Origin of the sequence: Pseudomonas neuropathica (genome assembly GCF_051174785.1) — a bacterium.
GTDB lineage: Bacteria > Pseudomonadota > Gammaproteobacteria > Pseudomonadales > Pseudomonadaceae > Aquipseudomonas > Aquipseudomonas neuropathica_A.
Genome location: NZ_CP195111.1, coordinates 3,973,538 through 3,992,384 on the forward strand (window position 1 = coordinate 3,973,538; position 18,847 = coordinate 3,992,384).

At 60.3% G+C, this 18,847-nt stretch carries 15 protein-coding genes; 12 read left to right on the plus strand and 3 right to left on the minus strand.

Annotated elements, in window-relative coordinates; all coding sequences use genetic code 11:
- Positions 1–19: 19 nt before the first annotated feature.
- Positions 20–1,093: a tRNA epoxyqueuosine(34) reductase QueG gene (gene queG / locus ACRRSD_RS18005; RefSeq protein ID WP_435034509.1), complete on the minus strand. Its 1,074-nt coding sequence runs from the start codon at positions 1,091–1,093 to the stop codon at positions 20–22.
- Between the two features lie 63 nt (positions 1,094–1,156).
- Here queG and ACRRSD_RS18010 point away from each other — a divergent pair, with 63 nt between their 5' ends.
- From ACRRSD_RS18010 to ACRRSD_RS18065, 12 genes are all read left to right on the plus strand, one after another.
- Entirely contained in the window at positions 1,157–2,656 is a 1,500-nt protein-coding gene (locus ACRRSD_RS18010) for an NAD(P)H-hydrate dehydratase (protein WP_435034510.1), read from the plus strand.
- Positions 2,644–3,114 carry a tRNA (adenosine(37)-N6)-threonylcarbamoyltransferase complex ATPase subunit type 1 TsaE gene (tsaE, locus tag ACRRSD_RS18015; protein WP_108224393.1) on the plus strand — a complete coding sequence of 157 codons (471 nt, stop codon included), beginning with the start codon at positions 2,644–2,646 and terminating at the stop codon, positions 3,112–3,114. The genes ACRRSD_RS18010 and tsaE overlap by 13 nt, the downstream gene beginning before the upstream one ends.
- Positions 3,115–3,171: 57 nt before the next feature.
- Positions 3,172–4,545 carry an N-acetylmuramoyl-L-alanine amidase gene (locus tag ACRRSD_RS18020; protein ID WP_401044867.1) on the plus strand — a complete coding sequence of 458 codons (1,374 nt, stop codon included), beginning with the start codon at positions 3,172–3,174 and terminating at the stop codon, positions 4,543–4,545.
- Positions 4,546–4,550: 5 nt separating this feature from the next.
- Positions 4,551–6,452, plus strand: coding sequence for a DNA mismatch repair endonuclease MutL (gene mutL / locus ACRRSD_RS18025; RefSeq protein ID WP_435038516.1), 1,902 nt, complete (start codon positions 4,551–4,553; stop codon positions 6,450–6,452).
- Complete coding sequence (gene miaA / locus ACRRSD_RS18030) at positions 6,452–7,423, plus strand: tRNA (adenosine(37)-N6)-dimethylallyltransferase MiaA (RefSeq protein ID WP_435034511.1); 972 nt, start codon at positions 6,452–6,454, stop codon at positions 7,421–7,423. The genes mutL and miaA overlap by 1 nt, the downstream gene beginning before the upstream one ends.
- 94 nt (positions 7,424–7,517) lie before the next feature.
- Positions 7,518–7,778, plus strand: coding sequence for an RNA chaperone Hfq (gene hfq, locus ACRRSD_RS18035; RefSeq protein WP_007902656.1), 261 nt, complete (start codon positions 7,518–7,520; stop codon positions 7,776–7,778).
- A gap of 12 nt (positions 7,779–7,790) precedes the next feature.
- Positions 7,791–9,092, plus strand: a complete 1,302-nt coding sequence (gene hflX / locus ACRRSD_RS18040; RefSeq protein ID WP_095056368.1) for a ribosome rescue GTPase HflX — start codon at positions 7,791–7,793, stop codon at positions 9,090–9,092.
- Positions 9,093–9,188: 96 nt separating this feature from the next.
- Positions 9,189–10,361 (plus strand): FtsH protease activity modulator HflK, encoded by a 1,173-nt coding sequence (gene hflK, locus ACRRSD_RS18045; protein ID WP_007915828.1) that lies wholly within the window; start codon positions 9,189–9,191, stop codon positions 10,359–10,361.
- Entirely contained in the window at positions 10,361–11,230 is an 870-nt protein-coding gene (gene hflC, locus ACRRSD_RS18050) for a protease modulator HflC (protein ID WP_007915830.1), read from the plus strand. Before hflK ends, hflC begins: the two co-directional genes overlap by 1 nt.
- Before the next feature lie 313 nt (positions 11,231–11,543).
- Positions 11,544–12,731 (plus strand): ATP phosphoribosyltransferase regulatory subunit, encoded by a 1,188-nt coding sequence (locus ACRRSD_RS18055; protein WP_435034512.1) that lies wholly within the window; start codon positions 11,544–11,546, stop codon positions 12,729–12,731.
- A gap of 54 nt (positions 12,732–12,785) precedes the next feature.
- Positions 12,786–14,075 (plus strand): adenylosuccinate synthase, encoded by a 1,290-nt coding sequence (locus ACRRSD_RS18060; protein ID WP_007915835.1) that lies wholly within the window; start codon positions 12,786–12,788, stop codon positions 14,073–14,075.
- Positions 14,076–14,215: 140 nt separating this feature from the next.
- Positions 14,216–16,150 carry a methyl-accepting chemotaxis protein gene (locus ACRRSD_RS18065; protein WP_435034513.1) on the plus strand — a complete coding sequence of 645 codons (1,935 nt, stop codon included), beginning with the start codon at positions 14,216–14,218 and terminating at the stop codon, positions 16,148–16,150.
- 109 nt (positions 16,151–16,259) lie between these two features.
- Here ACRRSD_RS18065 and ACRRSD_RS18070 read toward each other — a convergent pair whose 3' ends face one another.
- Together ACRRSD_RS18070 and ACRRSD_RS18075 are read right to left on the minus strand one after the other, a co-directional pair.
- The gene (locus ACRRSD_RS18070) at positions 16,260–17,825 is read right to left on the minus strand and encodes an ABC transporter permease (protein WP_435034514.1); all 1,566 of its coding nucleotides are present in this window, start codon (positions 17,823–17,825) and stop codon (positions 16,260–16,262) included.
- Positions 17,825–18,835 (minus strand): extracellular solute-binding protein, encoded by a 1,011-nt coding sequence (locus ACRRSD_RS18075; protein ID WP_435034515.1) that lies wholly within the window; start codon positions 18,833–18,835, stop codon positions 17,825–17,827. Before ACRRSD_RS18075 ends, ACRRSD_RS18070 begins: the two co-directional genes overlap by 1 nt.
- Positions 18,836–18,847 lie beyond the last annotated feature (12 nt).

Here is an 18,847-nt window from a genome sequence, read left to right on the forward strand (position 1 = left end):
TGAGTACTTTGCTTGCCCTTTATGGGTGTGAAGGTCTGGAGTGTTGTTCCAGTGCCCACTCCACATGCTCTTTAACCAACTCTGACGGATAATCCCGTCGCGCCTTCAACGCCTCCAGCACCGGAATCGTTGAAGGCGCATTGCCCAGTCCCACTGCCAGATTCCTCAACCAACGCTCATACCCGGCTCGCCGCAACGGCGAACCTTCAGTGTTACTTAAAAATTTCTCTTCGTCCCACAAAAACAGCTCAGCCAGTTCAGCATTGTCGAGGTTGTGCCGTGGCTTGAAATCGCTTTCCCCGGAAGGTTTGGCGAAGCGGTTCCACGGGCAGACGATCTGGCAGTCATCACAGCCGAACACGCGATTGCCGATCAACGGACGCAGGTCTTCAGGGATGGCGCTTTTCAGTTCGATGGTCAGATAGGAAATGCAGCGCCGCGCATCCAGCACATACGGGCCGACGAAGGCGTTGGTCGGGCAGATATCGAGACACGCAGTGCAACGGCCGCAATGTTCGCTGCTGTGCGGTTCATCTACCGGCAGCGGCAGATCGACGAACAGTTCGCTCAAGAAGAAATAGCTGCCGGCCTTGCGATTGAGTACCAAGGTGTTTTTGCCGATCCAGCCCAGGCCAGCCTTTTCGGCGATGGCTTTTTCCAGCACCGGGGCGCTGTCGACAAACGCGCGGAAACCGAACGGGCCGATCTGCGCCTGAATCTTGTCGGCCAATTGCTGCACACGTTTACGGATCAATTTGTGGTAATCGCGGCCCAAGGCATAACGCGACACGTAGGCTTTCTCCGGTTGTGCGAGCATTTGCGCCATTTGTGTGTCGCCGGGCAGGTAGTCCATGCGCAGCGAAACCACGCGCAACGTGCCCGGCACCAGCTCCTCGGGGTGCGAGCGTTTGCTGCCATGGGCGCCCATGTAATCCATTTCGCCGTGGTAGCCGGCCTCGAGCCAGCGCGCGAGGTGCTGCTCATGCTCGGCCAGATCCAGGCCGCTGATGCCGACTTGCTGAAAGCCCAGCTCGCGGCCCCAATCCTTGATCGATTGGGCGAGGGCGGGCAGGTCTGTGGTGATGGCGGACATGAGACGAGAGAAACCGGAGCTGAGGTGCGTATAATTCTGCCAGACATCGGAGCCCGAAGACGCATGCCGCACACGAAAGATCAATTACCCGACGCGCTGTATGGCGCCGCACAGGTGCGTGAACTCGATGCACGGCTGATTGCCGCCGGCACGCCGGGCTTCGAATTGATGCGGCGCGCGGCGCATGCGACGTGGCGAGCGTTGGTGCGGCAATGGCCGTCGGCTACTGAACTGTCAGTGCTGGCCGGGCATGGCAACAATGCCGGTGATGGTTATCTGGTTGCGGCCATGGCGCAACGAGCCGGCTGGCAGGTGCGGGTGTTGGCGGTCGGCGATCCGCAGCGTTTGCAGGGCGATGCCGCGCTGGCCCATGCCGAGGCGTTGGCTGAAGGTGTTGCGGTGCAGGGCTGGCAGGCTGAAAGCGAATTGCGCGGGGTCATTCTCGATGCATTGCTCGGCACGGGGCTGAACGGGGATGTGCGCGAGCCTTACGTCTCGGCGATCAAAGCCATCAACGCCAGCAGATTGCCGGTGACAGCTGTCGATATTCCTTCTGGACTGAGCGCTGACACTGGGCACGTGCTGGGTACCGCCGTGCAGGCCGATCTGACGGTGACCTTCATCGGGCTGAAACTCGGCTTGTTCACTGGGGACGCGGCGGATTACACGGGCGAATTGGTGTTCAACGATTTGCAGGCCAGCGCCGACATCTATCGTGACATTCCGATCATCGCCCAACGGCTCAACACGGCTAATCTTCCGGGGTTGACGGCGCGTGCACCGACTTCGCACAAGGGCCGTTTCGGCCATGTGCTGCTGATCGGTGGCGATCACGGTTTTGGCGGAGCGATTCTGCTCAGCACCGAAACGGCATTGCGCAGCGGCGCGGGGATGGTGTCGCTGGCGACCCGTCCTGAACATATCCCGGCAGCGCTGATGCGAGTGCCGGAGGCCATGGTGCTCGGCACTTCCTCGGCCAATCAGTTGATGGGGTTGTTGGAAAAAGTCTCGACGCTGGTTGTCGGCCCGGGACTTGGGCAGACCAGTTGGGGACGCGCCCTGTTGTCGGCGGCTGCCAACGCAGCATTGCCGCAAGTGTGGGACGCCGATGCGCTAAACCTGCTGGCGAGCGGCTTCGTTGAGTTGCCCAAGGATTGCGTGATCACCCCGCATCCGGGCGAAGCGGCGCGGTTGCTCGGAATCACCACAGCGCAGGTGCAGGCGGATCGTCCGGCGGCGGCGCTGGCATTGAGCAAAAAATATACAGCGGTTGTGGTGTTGAAAGGCGCTGGCAGTCTGATCGCGCATCCCGATGGACGTCTGGCGCTGTGTCATCAAGGTCATCCAGCCATGGCCACCGCCGGGCTGGGCGATGTGCTGGCCGGTTTGACCGGCGCGCTGCTGGCGCAAGGTATGGCCGGTTTTGATGCCGCCTGTCTGGCGGTCTGGCTGCACGCCAATGCCGGTCAGCAACAAGGAAAATTGGGCCGTGGGCTGGCGGCCAGTGATCTGATTCCAGCCATTCGTCAGTTGTTGGAGGAGCAAGCACCGTGTCTGAAGTAACCCTGTACCTGGCCGATGAACAGGCCATGAGCGACTTTGGCGCACGGATCGCCCGCGTGACCCAGGGCCATGGCCTGATTTTTCTCGAAGGTAACCTGGGCATGGGTAAAACCACCCTGTCGCGGGGCATCATTCGCGGCTTGGGCCATGTCGGCGCGGTAAAAAGTCCGACCTTCACCTTGGTCGAACCCTACGAGATCGGTGACGTCCGTGCCTTCCACTTCGACCTGTATCGCCTGGTCGATCCGGAAGAGCTGGAGTTTCTCGGCATCCGCGACTACTTCGAAGACGACGCGATGTGCCTGATCGAATGGCCCGATAAAGGTGCAGGCTTTTTGCCAAAGCCTGACCTGACCATTACCATTAGCCCGCAAGACAGCGGGCGTTCGCTGAAAATTTTATCCCAGGGCTCGCGTGGCGAGGCCTGGTGTGCCGCTTTGGCATTGGAATCCAATTAAATGATGGGGTTAGGTATGCGCTTTCGCGCGTTGGTGGCTGCCGCTGGACTGTTGTTGATGGCAGTAACCGTCAACGCTGTGGCCGATTCAAAGGTCAACAGCGTGCGCCTGTGGCGGGCGCCGGACAACACGCGACTGGTCTTCGACCTGAGCGGCCCGGTGCAGCACAGCGTCTTCACCCTGACCTCACCGGACCGGCTGGTGATCGATATCAACGGCGCCACCCTCGGTGCGCCGCTGAATGTACAGACCGCGAACACGCCGATCACCGCGATGCGCTCGGCCCAGCGTACACCGACCGACCTGCGCGTGGTCATCGACCTGAAGAAAGCCGTCACCCCGAAAAGCTTCTCGCTGGCGCCGAACGCGCAGTACGGCAACCGTCTGGTGGTCGACCTGTTCGACAACCCGGCCGACGCCGCACCGCCGCCGGCGCCAACGCCGCAGGTGGCGACCGTGCCAGCGGTGCCGGTAACCCCGACTGAACCTGCAATCAAGTTACCGCCAGCTCCGGCCGGCAAGCGCGATATCATTGTGGTGATCGACGCCGGCCACGGTGGCGAAGACCCGGGTGCGTCCGGTTCGCGCGGCCAGCGTGAGAAAGACGTGGTATTGCAGATCGCCCGTGAATTGCAGCGTCAGGTCAACGGCATGAAAGGCTTCCGCGCCGAACTGACTCGCACCGGCGACTATTTCATCCCGCTGCGCGGCCGTACCGAAATCGCCCGCAAGAAGGGCGCCGACCTGTTCGTCTCGATCCACGCCGACGCCGCCCCATCCGCCGCAGCCTTCGGTGCCTCGGTGTTTGCCCTGTCTGATCGCGGCGCGACGTCGGAGACCGCGCGTTGGCTGGCCGACAGCGAAAACCGTTCCGACTTGATCGGTGGTGCCGGCAACGTCAGCCTCGATGACAAGGACCGCATGCTCGCGGGCGTGTTGCTCGACCTGTCGATGACGGCCTCGCTGACCTCCAGCCTAAACGTCGGCCAAAAAGTCCTGACCAACATCGGTCGCGTCACGCCACTGCACAAACAGCGTGTGGAACAGGCCGGGTTCATGGTGCTGAAGTCGCCGGACATCCCGTCGATCCTGGTCGAAACCGGCTTCATCTCCAACGCTAACGAAGCCAACAAGCTTTCGGCATCGAGCCACCAGCAAGCGCTGGCGCGATCGATCAGCAGCGGCGTGCGTCAGTTCTTCCAGCAGAATCCGCCACCGGGCACCTACATCGCCTGGCTGCGTGATTCCGGCAAGATCGCCCAGGGCCCGCGTGATCACCGTGTTGGCCCGGGGGAAACGCTGGCGATGATCGGCGTGCGCTATCAGGTGTCGCCGGCCACGCTGCGCGCCGCCAACAACCTGAAAAGCGATGAGCTGAAAGTCGGTCAGCACTTGACCATTCCTGGCACCGAACTGGCGTCCAAAGAATGAACGAAGTGCTGAACGCTGCCCGCATCGAACTGCTCAGCCCACGGCTGGCGAACCAGATTGCCGCCGGTGAGGTGGTTGAACGCCCGGCCTCGGTGATCAAGGAGCTGTTGGAAAACAGCCTTGACTCCGGCGCCAAACGCATTGATGTCGACGTCGAGCAAGGCGGCGTCAAGCTGCTGCGCGTACGCGACGATGGCAGCGGTATCTCCGCCGATGACCTGCCGCTGGCGCTGGCCCGTCACGCCACCAGCAAGATTCGCAATCTGGAAGACCTTGAGCAGGTGATGAGCCTCGGTTTCCGTGGTGAAGCGTTGGCGTCGATCAGCTCCGTGGCGCGCCTGACCCTGACATCGCGTACTCGCGATGCCGATCAAGCCTGGCAAGTCGAAACCGAAGGCCGCGACATGGCGCCCCGTGTTCAACCGGCAGCGCATCCGGTTGGTACCTCGGTGGAAGTTCGCGACCTGTTCTTCAACACCCCGGCGCGGCGTAAATTCCTCAAGACCGAAAAGACCGAATTCGATCATCTGCAAGAAGTGATCAAGCGTCTTGCACTGGCGCGTTTCGATGTGGCGTTTCATCTGCGCCACAACGGCAAGACCATCCTCAGCCTGCACGAGGCCCACGATGATGCGGCCCGCGCCCGGCGTGTGGCGGCAATCTGCGGCTCGGGTTTCCTCGAACAGGCGCTGCCGATCGAGATCGAGCGTAACGGCTTGCATCTGTGGGGCTGGGTCGGTTTGCCGACCTTCAACCGTAGTCAGGCGGATTTGCAGTATTTCTTTGTCAATGGCCGTGCGGTTCGCGACAAGCTTGTGGCACACGCGGTGCGTCAGGCCTATCGTGATGTGCTGTTCAACGGCCGTCACCCGACCTTTGCGCTGTTTTTCGAAGTCGATCCGGCGGCGGTCGACGTCAACGTGCACCCGACCAAGCACGAAGTGCGCTTCCGTGACGGACGCATGGTGCATGACTTCCTTTACGGCACCTTGCACCGCGCTTTGGGCGATGTGCGGCCGGAAGATCAGCTTGCCGGTTCCGTGACCACAGCCGTCGTGCGGCCGACGGGCCTCGATGCCGGTGAGTTCGGCCCGCAGGGCGAAATGCGTCTGGCGGCCAACGCGCTGCTGGAGCAACCGCAGGCGCAACCGGCGTTCAATACCTCCTCCGGTGCCAGTGCTGGCGGCGCTTATCAGTATCAATACTCACCGCGGCCACAATCGGCGGTGCCGCCGGCTGCCGAGGCTCAGGCTGCGTATCGCGAGTTTTTCGCGCCGCTGCCTGAGGCAAACGCCAACGCACTGCCGGCTGGTCAGGAAGACATTCCGCCGCTCGGTTATGCCCTGGCGCAGTTGAAAGGTATCTATATTCTTTCCGAAAACGCTCAAGGGCTGGTGCTGGTGGACATGCACGCCGCTCATGAGCGGATCATGTACGAACGCCTGAAGATCGCCATGGCCAGCGAAGGCCTCAGCGGTCAGCCGTTGTTGGTGCCGGAATCCCTCGCCGTTAGCCAGCGCGAGGCCGATTGCGCCGAAGAACACGCGGCGTGGTTCCAGCGGCTGGGCTTTGAATTACAGCGTCTGGGCCCGGAAACCCTGGCGATCCGTCAGATTCCAGCCTTGCTGAAACAGGCCGAAGCCAACCGCCTGGTCGGCGACGTGCTCTCGGATCTGATGGAATACGGCACCAGCGACCGGATTCAGGCGCACCTCAACGAATTGCTCGGCACCATGGCCTGTCACGGCGCGATTCGCGCCAACCGGCGTTTGGCCCTGCCGGAAATGAACGGCCTGCTGCGTGACATGGAAAACACCGAGCGCAGCGGTCAATGCAACCATGGCCGACCGACCTGGACCCAATTGGGCCTGGACGATCTGGACAAACTGTTCCTGCGCGGTCGTTGATGAGCCAGCTTCCTCCAGCGATTTTCCTGATGGGCCCGACCGCTGCGGGCAAGACCGATCTGGCCATCGAGCTGACCAAGGTGCTGCCGTGCGAGTTGATCAGTGTCGATTCAGCGCTGGTCTATCGCGGCATGGACATTGGCACCGCCAAGCCTTCGAAAGAACTGCTGGCCGAATATCCGCACCGTTTGATCGATATTCTCGATCCGGCCGAAGCCTATTCCGCTGCGGATTTCCGTCGTGATGCCCTGCAAGCCATGGCCGAGATCACCGCGCGCGGAAAAATTCCGCTGCTGGTCGGCGGTACGATGCTCTATTACAAGGCTTTGGTCGAAGGTCTGGCGGATATGCCAGCGGCCGATGCCAACGTCCGTGCGCAGATCGAAGAAGAGGCTGCACGCCTTGGCTGGCAAGCCCTGCACGACCAGTTGGCGGTTATCGATCCGGTGTCCGCCGCGCGGATTCACCCGAACGATCCGCAGCGACTGAGTCGCGCGCTGGAAGTTTATCGAGTCAGCGGTCAGAGCATGACCGAGCTGCGCCAGCAACAATCTGCGCAAAGTACTGAAGCAGCCGCTTCGGGACTGCAACAATTGCCCTATACTGTCGCGAACTTGGCCATTGCCCCGGCGAATCGCCAGGTACTGCACGAGCGCATTAAACAAAGATTCACAAATATGTTGGAACAGGGGTTCCTCGACGAGGTCGTAGCCCTGCGTAAAAGAAGTGACCTGCATTCGGGGTTGCCGTCTATACGTGCAGTAGGCTACCGCCAGGTCTGGGACTACCTGGATGGCAAGCTGACGTTGGCTGAAATGCAGGAGCGCGGCATCATCGCCACGCGCCAATTGGCCAAACGCCAGTTCACCTGGCTGCGCAGCTGGGAAGATATACACTGGCTGGACAGTCTGGATTGCGACAATCTGCCACGCGCCTTGAAATACCTTGGGACCATCTCCATATTGAGCTGAGTCCTTGCAATTGCCGTCTATCCTTGGGGGTGTGGCGGCCAAAGCCATCTGAATTACCTATTTTTATTATTGAATCCTTAAAGGAGTGCGGCACATGTCAAAAGGGCATTCGCTACAAGACCCTTACTTGAATACTTTACGTAAAGAGAAAGTTGGGGTTTCCATCTACCTGGTCAACGGTATCAAACTGCAAGGCACGATCGAGTCGTTCGACCAGTTCGTGATCCTGCTGAAAAACACCGTAAGCCAGATGGTTTACAAACACGCTATCTCGACAGTAGTGCCGGTTCGTCCAATTCGTCTGCCTAGCGCAACCGAATCCGAAGCAGGTGACGCTGAGCCAGGTAACGCCTGATAGGAGTCTCCTTTGTTCTTTGAGCGCCACGGTGGTGGTGAGCGAGTCATCCTCGTTCACTTGGATGGACAGGACCCTGAGGCGCGCGAAGATCCGCAGGAGTTTCAGGAATTGGCTAATTCGGCCGGCGCCGAGACCGTTGCGTTTTTTAACGTGCCGCGTCATCGGCCAACCGCCAAATTTCTGATCGGCAGCGGCAAGGTCGAGGAACTGCGCGACCTGGTCAAGGCTGAAGAAGCCGATCTGGTGATTTTCAATCACATCCTCACGCCCAGTCAGGAACGTAACCTCGAACGTGTTTTCGAGTGTCGCGTGATCGACCGTACCGGTCTGATTCTCGATATTTTCGCCCAGCGCGCCCGTACCCATGAAGGCAAGCTCCAGGTTGAACTGGCCCAGCTTGACCACATGAGCACACGGCTGGTTCGCGGCTGGACTCACCTTGAACGCCAAGGTGGCGGCATCGGCATGCGTGGTCCGGGTGAAACACAACTCGAAACCGACCGCCGTTTGCTGCGGGTCCGCCTGCGTCAGATCAAGGGCCGGTTGGAGAAAGTGCGCAGCCAGCGCGAGCAATCGCGACGTGGCCGTTCCCGCGCTGACATCCCGACCGTGTCTCTGGTGGGATATACCAACGCCGGCAAATCCACACTCTTCAACAACGTGACGAAATCCGACGTCTACGCGGCCGACCAATTGTTCGCCACGCTGGACCCGACCTTGCGCCGTCTGGAACTTGACGACCTGGGGCCGATCGTTCTGGCTGACACGGTGGGTTTCATTCGTCACTTGCCGCACAAGCTGGTCGAGGCATTTCGGTCTACCCTCGAAGAGTCGAGCAATTCCGATCTGTTGTTGCACGTGATCGATGCGGCCGAACCGGATCGCATGTTGCAGATCGAGCAGGTGATGGTGGTGCTGGGCGAGATTGGTGCCCAGGACTTGCCGATCCTCGAGGTCTATAACAAACTCGATTTGCTTGAAGGCGTTGAGCCACAAATCCAGCGCGACGAAAACGGCAAGCCCCAGCGGGTCTGGCTTTCGGCACGTGATGGCAGTGGTCTGGAATTGCTTGAACAAGCCATCGCCGAATTACTCGGCAGTGATTTGTTCATCGGCACCTTGCGCTTGCCGCAACGATTCGCCCGACTGCGTGCGCAGTTTTTCGAACTCGGTGCGGTGCAGAAAGAAGAGCACGACGAAGAAGGCATCAGTCTGCTGGCCGTTCGTTTGCCCCGGGTCGAGCTGAATCGACTGGTAAGCCGCGAAGGATTGCAGCCGATGGAATTCATCGAGCAACACACTTTGCAATAAAAGCCTGAAGAAGCGGTTGTGCCGTAACGGCAGGCATTCTGTAGCATTGGTCGGCGCGCCGTGGGTGCGTCTTTGCTTTATCAGATGGAGAGCGCTATGGCTTGGAATGAGCCGGGTGGCAACTCGAATAATCAGGATCCTTGGGGTGGCAAACGCCGCAATAATGGCGACCGCAAGGGGCCACCGGATCTCGACGAGGCCTTCCGAAAGCTGCAGGAAAGCCTGAACGGGTTGTTCGGTGGTGGTAAGAAACGTGGTGATGACGGCGGTGGTTCGGGCAAGAGCAGTGGCGGCTTCGGCGGTCTGCTCGGCATCGGCCTCGTTGTGCTGGCGGCTGTCTGGCTGTACAGCGCGGTCTACGTGGTCGATGAGCAGGAGCAAGCCGTGGTGCTGCGCTTCGGCAAGTACTATGAGACTGTCGGCCCGGGCCTGAACATCTACTTCCCGCCGATCGATAAAAAGTACATGGAAAACGTCACGCGTGAGCGTGCCTACACCAAGCAGGGCCAGATGCTGACCGAAGATGAGAACATCGTCGAAGTCCCACTGACCGTGCAGTACAAGATCAGCAACCTGCAGGACTTCGTGCTGAACGTCGATCAGCCGGAAATCAGCCTGCAGCATGCGACCGACAGTGCCCTGCGCCACGTGGTGGGTTCGACCGCCATGGACCAGGTGCTGACCGAAGGTCGTGAATTGATGGCCAGCGAAATCAAGGAGCGTCTGCAACGCTTCCTCGATACCTATCGCACCGGTATCACCGTCACTCAGGTCAACGTACAGAGCGCAGCGGCACCGCGTGAAGTGCAGGAAGCCTTCGATGACGTGATCCGCGCCCGTGAAGACGAGCAGCGCTCGCGCAACCAGGCTGAAACCTACGCCAACGGCGTCGTGCCGGAAGCCCGTGGCCAGGCCCAGCGTATCCTCGAGGATGCCAACGGTTATCGTGACGAAACGGTCTCGCGCGCCAAGGGTGAAGCCGATCGCTTTACCAAGCTGGTCGCCGAGTATCGCAAGGCACCTGAAGTTACCCGCCAGCGTCTGTACCTGGACACCATGCAGGAAGTCTTCAGCAACACCAGCAAGGTACTTGTGACCGGTAACAAGAACGGCCAGAGCAACCTGCTTTACCTGCCGTTGGACAAAATGATTCAGAACAGTTCGGGTAGCAATGCACCGGTCACCGGTTCGGCTGCCGCCAGCAACAACACGGACGTCACGCCGCATGTCACTGATCTGCCGCAGTCGCGCACAAGGGAGACCCGCTGATGAGCAATAAATCGCTGATCGCCCTGATCGTTGGCGTCGTTGTGGTACTGGTGGGCTGGAACTGCTTCTACATCGTCGCTCAGACCGAGCGTGCGGTGCTGCTGCAATTCGGTCGTGTGGTTCAGGCCGATGTTCAGCCGGGTCTGCATGTGAAAGTGCCTTACGTTAACCAGGTGCGTAAATTCGACGCACGTCTGATGACGCTGGATGCACCGACACAGCGTTTCCTTACCCTGGAAAAGAAAGCCGTAATGGTTGATGCCTACGCCAAGTGGCGCGTGAAAGATGCCGAGCGCTTCTACACCGCGACTTCCGGCCTCAAGCAAATCGCCGACGAGCGTCTGTCCCGTCGTCTGGAATCCGGTCTGCGTGACCAGTTCGGTAAGCGCACCCTGCACGAAGTGGTGTCGGGTGAGCGTGATGCACTGATGGCTGACATCACCGCATCGCTGAACAAAATGGCGGAAAAAGAGCTGGGTATCGAAGTGGTCGATGTCCGGGTCAAGACCATCGACCTGCCGAAAGAAGTGAACCGCAGCGTGTTCGAACGTATGAGCACCGAGCGAGAGCGTGAAGCTCGCGAGCACCGCGCCAAGGGTAACGAGCTGGCGGAAGGCATCCGTGCCGATGCCGATCGTCAACGCCGCGTGCTGCTGGCTGAAGCCTATCGTGAATCCGAAGAGGTTCGCGGTGACGGTGATGCCCAGGCCGCTGCGATCTACTCCAAGGCCTACGGTCAGGATCAGGAGTTCTACAGTTTCTACCGTAGCCTGCGCGCCTACCGTGAAAGCTTCGCGAACAAATCCGACGTATTGGTCCTCGACCCAAGCAGCGACTTTTTCCACTACCTGGAAAAGGCCAAGCCTTGATACGCCGTTGACCTGAATCATTCCGCCCGGCGGCTAAAACCTCGGGCGGGGTGATCCTTTGGGAAAACGTGTGTATGATGCGGCAGCCGGGAAATTCCCGGCTTTTTTGCGTCTGCACGTTTGATTGCTGTTTTTTGTTGCAGGCATCGGGTTGAATGGCCCGAGAGTATTTCGAGGAAAGTGATGGGCGAAGCCGGTAACAGGCCTTTCGCCGCGTCGTTCATGCGCGCGCGTTTTGAACGGATTGGTCATTTTCTGCTTCACTCAAGGCTCGCCCGCAGGCTGGCCGCCCGGATCAAAGGGGAATGGCGTAATGGCAACGGTAGACCGCTGGCTGCTGCCAGATGGCATCGAAGAAGTACTGCCACCGGAAGCGGCGCGCATTGAAGTCGCGCGTCGTCAGGTGTTGGATCTGTTCCAGAGCTGGGGTTACGAGTTTGTCGTGACTCCCCATATCGAGTACCTGGAATCCCTGCTGACCGGCGCGGGCCAGGACCTGGATCTGCGTACCTTCAAGGTCATCGACCCGCAATCGGGCCGGCAGATGGGTTTCCGTGCCGACATCACGCCGCAAGTGGCGCGCATTGATGCGCATACCCTGCGTCGCGAAGGCCCGAGCCGTCTGTGCTACGCCGGCAGCGTGCTGCATGCCCAGCCGCGTGCACTGTCTTCTTCGCGCAGCCCGATCCAGTTGGGTGCCGAGTTGTACGGCGACGCCAGCCCGAGCAGCGACGTTGAAGTGATCAGTCTGATGCTGGCGATGCTGCAACTGGCCGATGTGGCGGATGTACACATGGACCTTGGCCATGTCGGCATCTACCGTGGTCTGGCGCGTGCCGCCGGTCTGTCCGGTGAAGTCGAGCAGCAGTTGTTCGATGCGTTGCAACGCAAGGCCATCGACGAGGTCATTACCTTGACCGAAGGCCTGCCGGCCGATCTGTCCGGCATGTTGCGCGCACTGGTCGATCTGTGCGGCGGCCGTGAAGTGTTGAGCGCTGCTCGCGAACGTCTGGCCAATGCACCGGCGCCAGTGCTGGCGGCACTGGAAGATTTGCTGGCGATCGCCGAGCGTTTGTCGGCGCGCTTCCCGGAGCTACCTTTGTACTTCGATCTGGGCGAGCTGCGTGGCTACCACTACCACACCGGTGTGGTGTTTGCGGTGTTCGTGCCGGGCGTTGGCCAGTCCATCGCTCAGGGCGGTCGTTACGACGACATCGGCGCTGATTTTGGCCGCGCCCGTCCGGCGACAGGCTTCTCTACCGATTTGAAAACCCTGGTGACCCTGGGGCGTGCTGAGATCGAGCTACCGTCTGGCGGTATCTGGATGCCTGACAGTACGGATGCGGCACTCTGGCAGCAGGTTTGCCAGTTGCGCAGTGAGGGTCAGCGTGTCGTTCAGGCGTTGCCTGGACAACCTTTGGCCGCCGCCCGTGATGCGGACTGCGACCGGCAATTGATTCAGCAGAACGGGCTTTGGCAAGTATCGCCACTGGCTTCTTGAGTTTTCCTGCCGGCCATCGCCGGCACCAAGTTTGCGCGAATGAGGACAAGTGTTATGGGTAAGAATGTCGTAGTCCTGGGCACCCAATGGGGTGATGAGGGCAAAGGCAAGATCGTTGATCTGCTGACCGAACATGCTGCCGCCGTAGTGCGCTACCAAGGTGGCCACAACGCTGGCCACACACTGGTGATCGACGGCGAAAAAACCGTCCTGCACCTGATTCCGTCGGGCGTGCTGCGCGAAGGCGTGCAGTGCCTGATCGGCAACGGCGTGGTGGTTGCACCAGACGCCCTGCTGCGCGAGATCACCAAGCTGGAAGAGAAAGGCGTACCAGTGCGTGAGCGTCTGCGTATCAGCCCGTCCTGCCCGCTGATCCTGTCCTTCCACGTGGCGCTGGACCAGGCCCGTGAAAAGGCCCGTGGCGAGCTGAAGATCGGTACCACCGGTCGCGGCATCGGCCCGGCGTACGAAGACAAGGTTGCTCGTCGTGGCCTGCGTGTTGGCGACCTGCTGAACATGCCGCGCTTCGAAGACAAGCTGCGTGAACTGGTGGACTACCACAACTTCATGCTGGTCGGTTACTACAAAGAGCCGGCCATCGAGTTCGAAAAGACCCTGGCCGAGTGCAAGGAATACGCTGAGCTGCTGAAGCCGCTGATGCTGGACGTGACTGCCGAGCTGCACGACCTGCGTCGCGCTGGCAAAGACATCATGTTCGAAGGTGCTCAGGGTTCGTTGCTCGACATCGACCACGGTACTTACCCGTACGTGACCAGCTCAAATACCACCGCTGGTGGCGTGGCGACCGGTTCCGGCGTTGGCCCGATGTTCCTGGATTACATCCTGGGCATCACCAAGGCTTACACCACTCGCGTCGGTTCGGGCCCGTTCCCGACTGAGCTGTTTGACGACGTCGGTGCACACCTGGCCAAGCAAGGTCACGAGTTCGGCGCTACCACAGGCCGTGCCCGTCGTTGCGGCTGGTTCGACGCTGTTATCCTGCGTCGCGCTATCGATGTGAACAGCATCTCGGGCATCTGCCTGACCAAGCTGGACGTACTCGACGGTCTGGAAACCATCAACATCTGCGTTGGCTACAAAGATGCCGAAGGCAATGCTGTTGCGCCGACCGACGCTGACAGCTACGTAGGCCTGCAGCCTGTGTACGAAGAAGTGCCGGGCTGGACCGAATCGACCGTGGGTGCGAAAACCCTGGAAGAGCTGCCGGCTAATGCTCGTGCCTACATCAAACGCGTTGAAGAGTTGATCGGCGCGCCGATCGACATTATTTCGACGGGCCCGGACCGCAACGAAACCATCGTTCTGCGTCATCCGTTTGCTTGATAAGTCGTTGATGTAAAAACACAAAGGCCCCTTCATCGGGGCCTTTGTCGTTTATGCCTGTTGGACGGCATGACCTTTGCTGTGAATCTGTCTACAAGAGTGCCATCAAATTAATGGCGTCAGAAGTAGAGGTATTCACAGTGTCGGCCGTTCTCTCACTGTTACAAAGCCGTTTGTTGCGCCCCGTATTCGTTACCCTTGGTATCGCCCTTTTGGTGCAGGTGTTGGTGGCCGTTGCCCTGACGCGGAGCACCGTCACCGCGCTGGAGGCTGATCTGGCGGTGCGCCTCGGCGCCGACAGCCAGAAACTCTCCGGCGAGCTGGAGCAGGCCGGGCGTGAAGTCACCTCAAGCCTCGATGCGTTGTCCGCCAGTACTCGTCAGCGGCTTACCGCCGGCCTGTCTTTGCGACTGAAAGACGAGCAGGCGCAATTGCGTGCGACGCTGGAAAAGGATCTGAAAGATTCGGCCAATGACATGGCGCAGTTACTGGCCTCCGTCGCCCCGCGTGCCATGTGGGACAGCGACGTACCGACCCTGTCCGAGTTCGCCCGGCGTGCCCAGCGTAACCCCAATGTGCTGTTTGTGGTGTACGACGACGCCACCGGCCAGCACCTGACCCGTTATCTCAATCGCGAAAACCCGATCAACAAAGCCTTGCTGGAAAAAGGTCAGGGCGAGCGTGCGCTGGATAAAGTGCTGGATGCGGCGAAGAACGATCCGTCGGTCTATTACCTCGAAGCGTCGATCAATCCCAATGGCGTGGAAATCGGCAAAGTGTTGATGGGTGTTTCCACGGCCTCGGTCGAGACCGATCTGGCCGCGCTCGACAAGCGCTTCTCGGCGTTGATTGCCAGCAGTGATCAACTGGTCGGCGACAGCCTCAAAGGCGCCGCAGCGGACAGCGCCAAGGCGATGCAAGCACGCCTGCAGTCAGCGCAGTCCACCGCGACCGAGATGAAAGCCAATACCGCCAATACCGTCCAGGAAGCGGCGGCGACCTTGCGCTGGCGGATCGGCATGGGCCTGGCGCTGGTCGGCTGTGGTGTGCTGTTGTTGCTGGCGGTAGTGCTAGGCCATCGCGTAGTCAATCGTTTGAAGATGCTCAACGCGGCGATGGATGATCTGGCGGCGGGCGAGGGTGACCTGACCAAGCGCGTACAGATCAACAGCAAAGACGAAATCGGCGACATGGCCTCGGCGGTCAATCGCTTTGTAGATAAGTTGCAGCCGATCGTGCGCGAGGCGGGCGATGTCGCACAGCGCACCGGCGTCGAGATTGGCGCGATGACACTGCGCAATGCCGGTGCCGATGCGGCTGCCGGCATGCAGCGTGATGAGGTAGCGGAAAGCCTGCGTGCACTGTCGCAAATGGCCGATGAGGCGCAATCGGAAAGTCATGCAATGCAAGCGGCGTTGAAGCAGGTGGTGGACATTCGCCAGGCCACGGATGAAAACACCCGCACCTCCGCCAAAGTCGGCAGCCTGATCGAGGCGCTGGCGGGGCAGGTCGATACCGGGGCGAAAGTCATCGAGCGACTGGCGCAGCAGAGTGAGCAGATCGAGGTGGTGCTGACGGTGATTCACGGGATTGCCGAGCAGACCAATCTGCTGGCGCTCAACGCAGCAATTGAAGCTGCACGTGCTGGCGAGACCGGGCGTGGATTTGCCGTTGTTGCCGACGAGGTGCGTGCGTTGGCGAGCAAGACGCAAAGCTCCACCGGCGATATTCAGGCGCACATTGTCGCGTTGCAGCAGGGCGCGCGTGAGGCGGTCGAGGCGATTGGTCAGGCCGGGCGTCAGGCCAGCGAAGGTTTGTTGGTGTTGCGCGACAGTGCGCGCTTGCAGCAGTCAGTGCAGGCATCGGTCGAGCAAGTCCATGCGGCGATAGGTCTGGCCACCCAGGCCGCGGCGCATCAGGCGCAAGGTGCGCAGGCGGTGCGCGGGCGCGTCGAGACGATTCATGCGCAAGCCGAGAAAGCGGCGCAGGCGGTGGTGGAGACCACGGCGAGTGGCAAGGTGCTGGATGGTTTGGCGGCGCAACTCAAGGCGAGCCTGGGGCAGTTCAGGGCTTGAGGTTGTTTTAGCTGGTCCCTTCGCGAGCAGGCTCGCTCCCACATTAGATCGCGTTCCTCTGATGGGACTCGGTCAAAATGTGGGAGCGAGCTTGCGCGCGAAAGCGGCATCAGCGACTCAGATACATCCGCGTCGTTAGCAGATAAACCGGCAGCCCCGACACTAAAATCAACAGCGCCGCATAAGGCGCCGCCGCCGCAAACTCGACATTTGCGGTATGCGCCCAGACCTCGGTCGCCAGCGTATTAAGCCCGGTCGGACTCAACAACAACGTCGCGGTCAATTCCTTCATCGCATCCAGAAAAACCAGTGCAAACGCTGCGCCCAATGCCGGGAAGATGATCGGCAGCGTCACCCGACAAAACGCCGTGAACGACGAAGCGCCCAGTGTGCGCGCAGCCTCTTCCAGTTGCGGCGCTGCCTTGTTCAGTGCCGTGCGAATCGGTGCCTGCGCCAATGGCAAAAACAGCAACGCATAAGCGATCAGTAGTAACCCCGAAGTCTGGTACAGCGCCGGCACGTAATGCAGCGCGAAGTACACCAGCGTCAACGCAATGACCAGGCCCGGTAGCGCATGCAGCAGATACGGCAAGCGCTCGGCCCAGATTGCCAGTTGGCCTTTGTAGCGCACTACCAGCAATCCGACTGGCACGGCCAGCACCAGGCACAATGCCGCACCGCCAAGAGATAGCGCCAAAGACGAGAGCAGGGCCTCAGTAATCGCGGCCACCGGGAAAGCCGCCGACGAACCGACCGCCAGCCAATACGCCAGCATCCCCAGCGGAATCCCGCTGCCAACCACCGCCAGCATCAGGCAATACAGCTGACCGACCGCTGCCCACGGCCCAAGCCGAACCTGTTCAGGCTGGCGCGCTGCACCTTGTCCTGTGCGCACATGTCGGCCTTTGCCGCGCACGCGCAATTCCAGCCACAACAACACCAGACACAGCGCCAGCAGCACGGCCGACAGCATCGCTGCGTTGGCGTTGCTGAATTCCAGTTCGAATTGCTGATAGATTGCCGTGGTGAAGGTCTGCAGACCGATGATCGACAGTGCGCCGAACTCCACCAGCATGTGCAGGGCGATCAGCAAAGAACCCGCCAGTAGCGAAGGCCAGAGCAGCGGCAGGGTGACGCGAAAAAACACGCCCCAGCGATTCTGCCCAAGGGTGCGGGCAGATTCTTCAAGGGAGGGATCGAGATTGCGCAGGGTTGCTGCGACTGGCAGAAAGATCAGCGGGTACTTCGACAGGCTCATCACCAGAATCGCCCCGCCAAGCCCTTCGAACTGCGCGCTCAACGACACCCATGTGAAGCTGCTGACAAACGCCGGCACCGCGAACGGCAGGCACAGAAGCACACCCCACAGGCGCCGCCCTGGCAAATTGCTGCGTTCCAGCAGCCAGGCCAGCGACAGGCCGATCACGCCGCAGGTAATGGTCACGCCCACCATCAATGCCAAGGTGTTGCGCAGCAAGCCGAAGACATACGGTCGCCACAACAAGTGCAGCGCCTCGGCCCAACCGGCCTGCCAGGCTTTGAGTCCGACATAGGCCAGTGGTAACAGGCTGAGTACGACCAGCAACAAAACCGGCAGCACCAGCCAGATCGATGGCCGCTTGCGCTTTGGTACGTAACCCCCGCGCATGGCGGGGGCGGATAACGATGCGGTCATCAGTTCAAGCCAACTTCGCGTTCCAGATCCAGCGCTTCTTCAGCATTGCCCAGATCGGCTGGTGTCACGTTTGGCGCTTCCAGTTCGCTGAAGGGCTTGAGCCCGCGATCCGATTCCATACCTTTATGCAGCGGATACTCGGCGGTGGTCTGAGTGATCACGCGCTGGCCTTCTTCGCTGGCCATGTAGGCGAGGAATTGTTGGGCTTCTTTCGGATGTTTGCTGGATTTCAGCACGGCTGCGCTGGATACAGTGATCAAGCCGCCGGCGTCGCCACCGGTGAAGTAATGCAGTTTCGAGTCGAGTTGGCCTTTCTCGCGTTGCAGGGCGAACCAGTAGTAATTGTTCACCAGCACTGTAGCGACTTCGCCGTTTTCCACCGCTTTGAGTGCAACCATGTTGTTGCTGTAGGTCTTGCCGAATGCGCGCAGACCGGTCAGCCATTCTTCGGCGGCGTCGCGACCGTGCATCTTGATGATCGCCACGGCTTGTTCCTGAAACGCACCGCTGGTCGGTACGAAGCCGACTTTGCCTTGCCATTGCGGGTCGGAGAATTCCATTACCGATTTCGGCAGGTCTTTTTCGTCGATCAGTTTTGGATTGAACGCGACTACGCGAACCCGGGCGGTGACACCGATCCAGGTGCCGTTACCGGCGACGTATTTTGCCGGCAGCACGGCCAGTGTCGCGTCATCGGTCTTGGCCAGCAGGCCTAGTTCGCCGAGATTGTTCAGCGGTGGTGATTCTTCGGTGTAGATCACGTCTGCAGGGGAGCGGTCACCCTCTTCGATGATCTGGCTGGCGAGCTGATTGCTGCTGCCTTTACGGACATTGACGTGAATGCCGGTCTTGGCTTCGAAGGCTTTGGCGATCGCGTCGCCGACTTCCTTGTGCTGTCCGTTGTAGAGAGTCAGGGAAACCGCATCGGCAGCCTGGGTGAGGGGAGTGGCGAGCGCCAGGCCGAGAAGGGTGAAGGTCAAGCCTCGGCGCAGGGTATTTCGAAACGTCATTCGCAGGGTTCC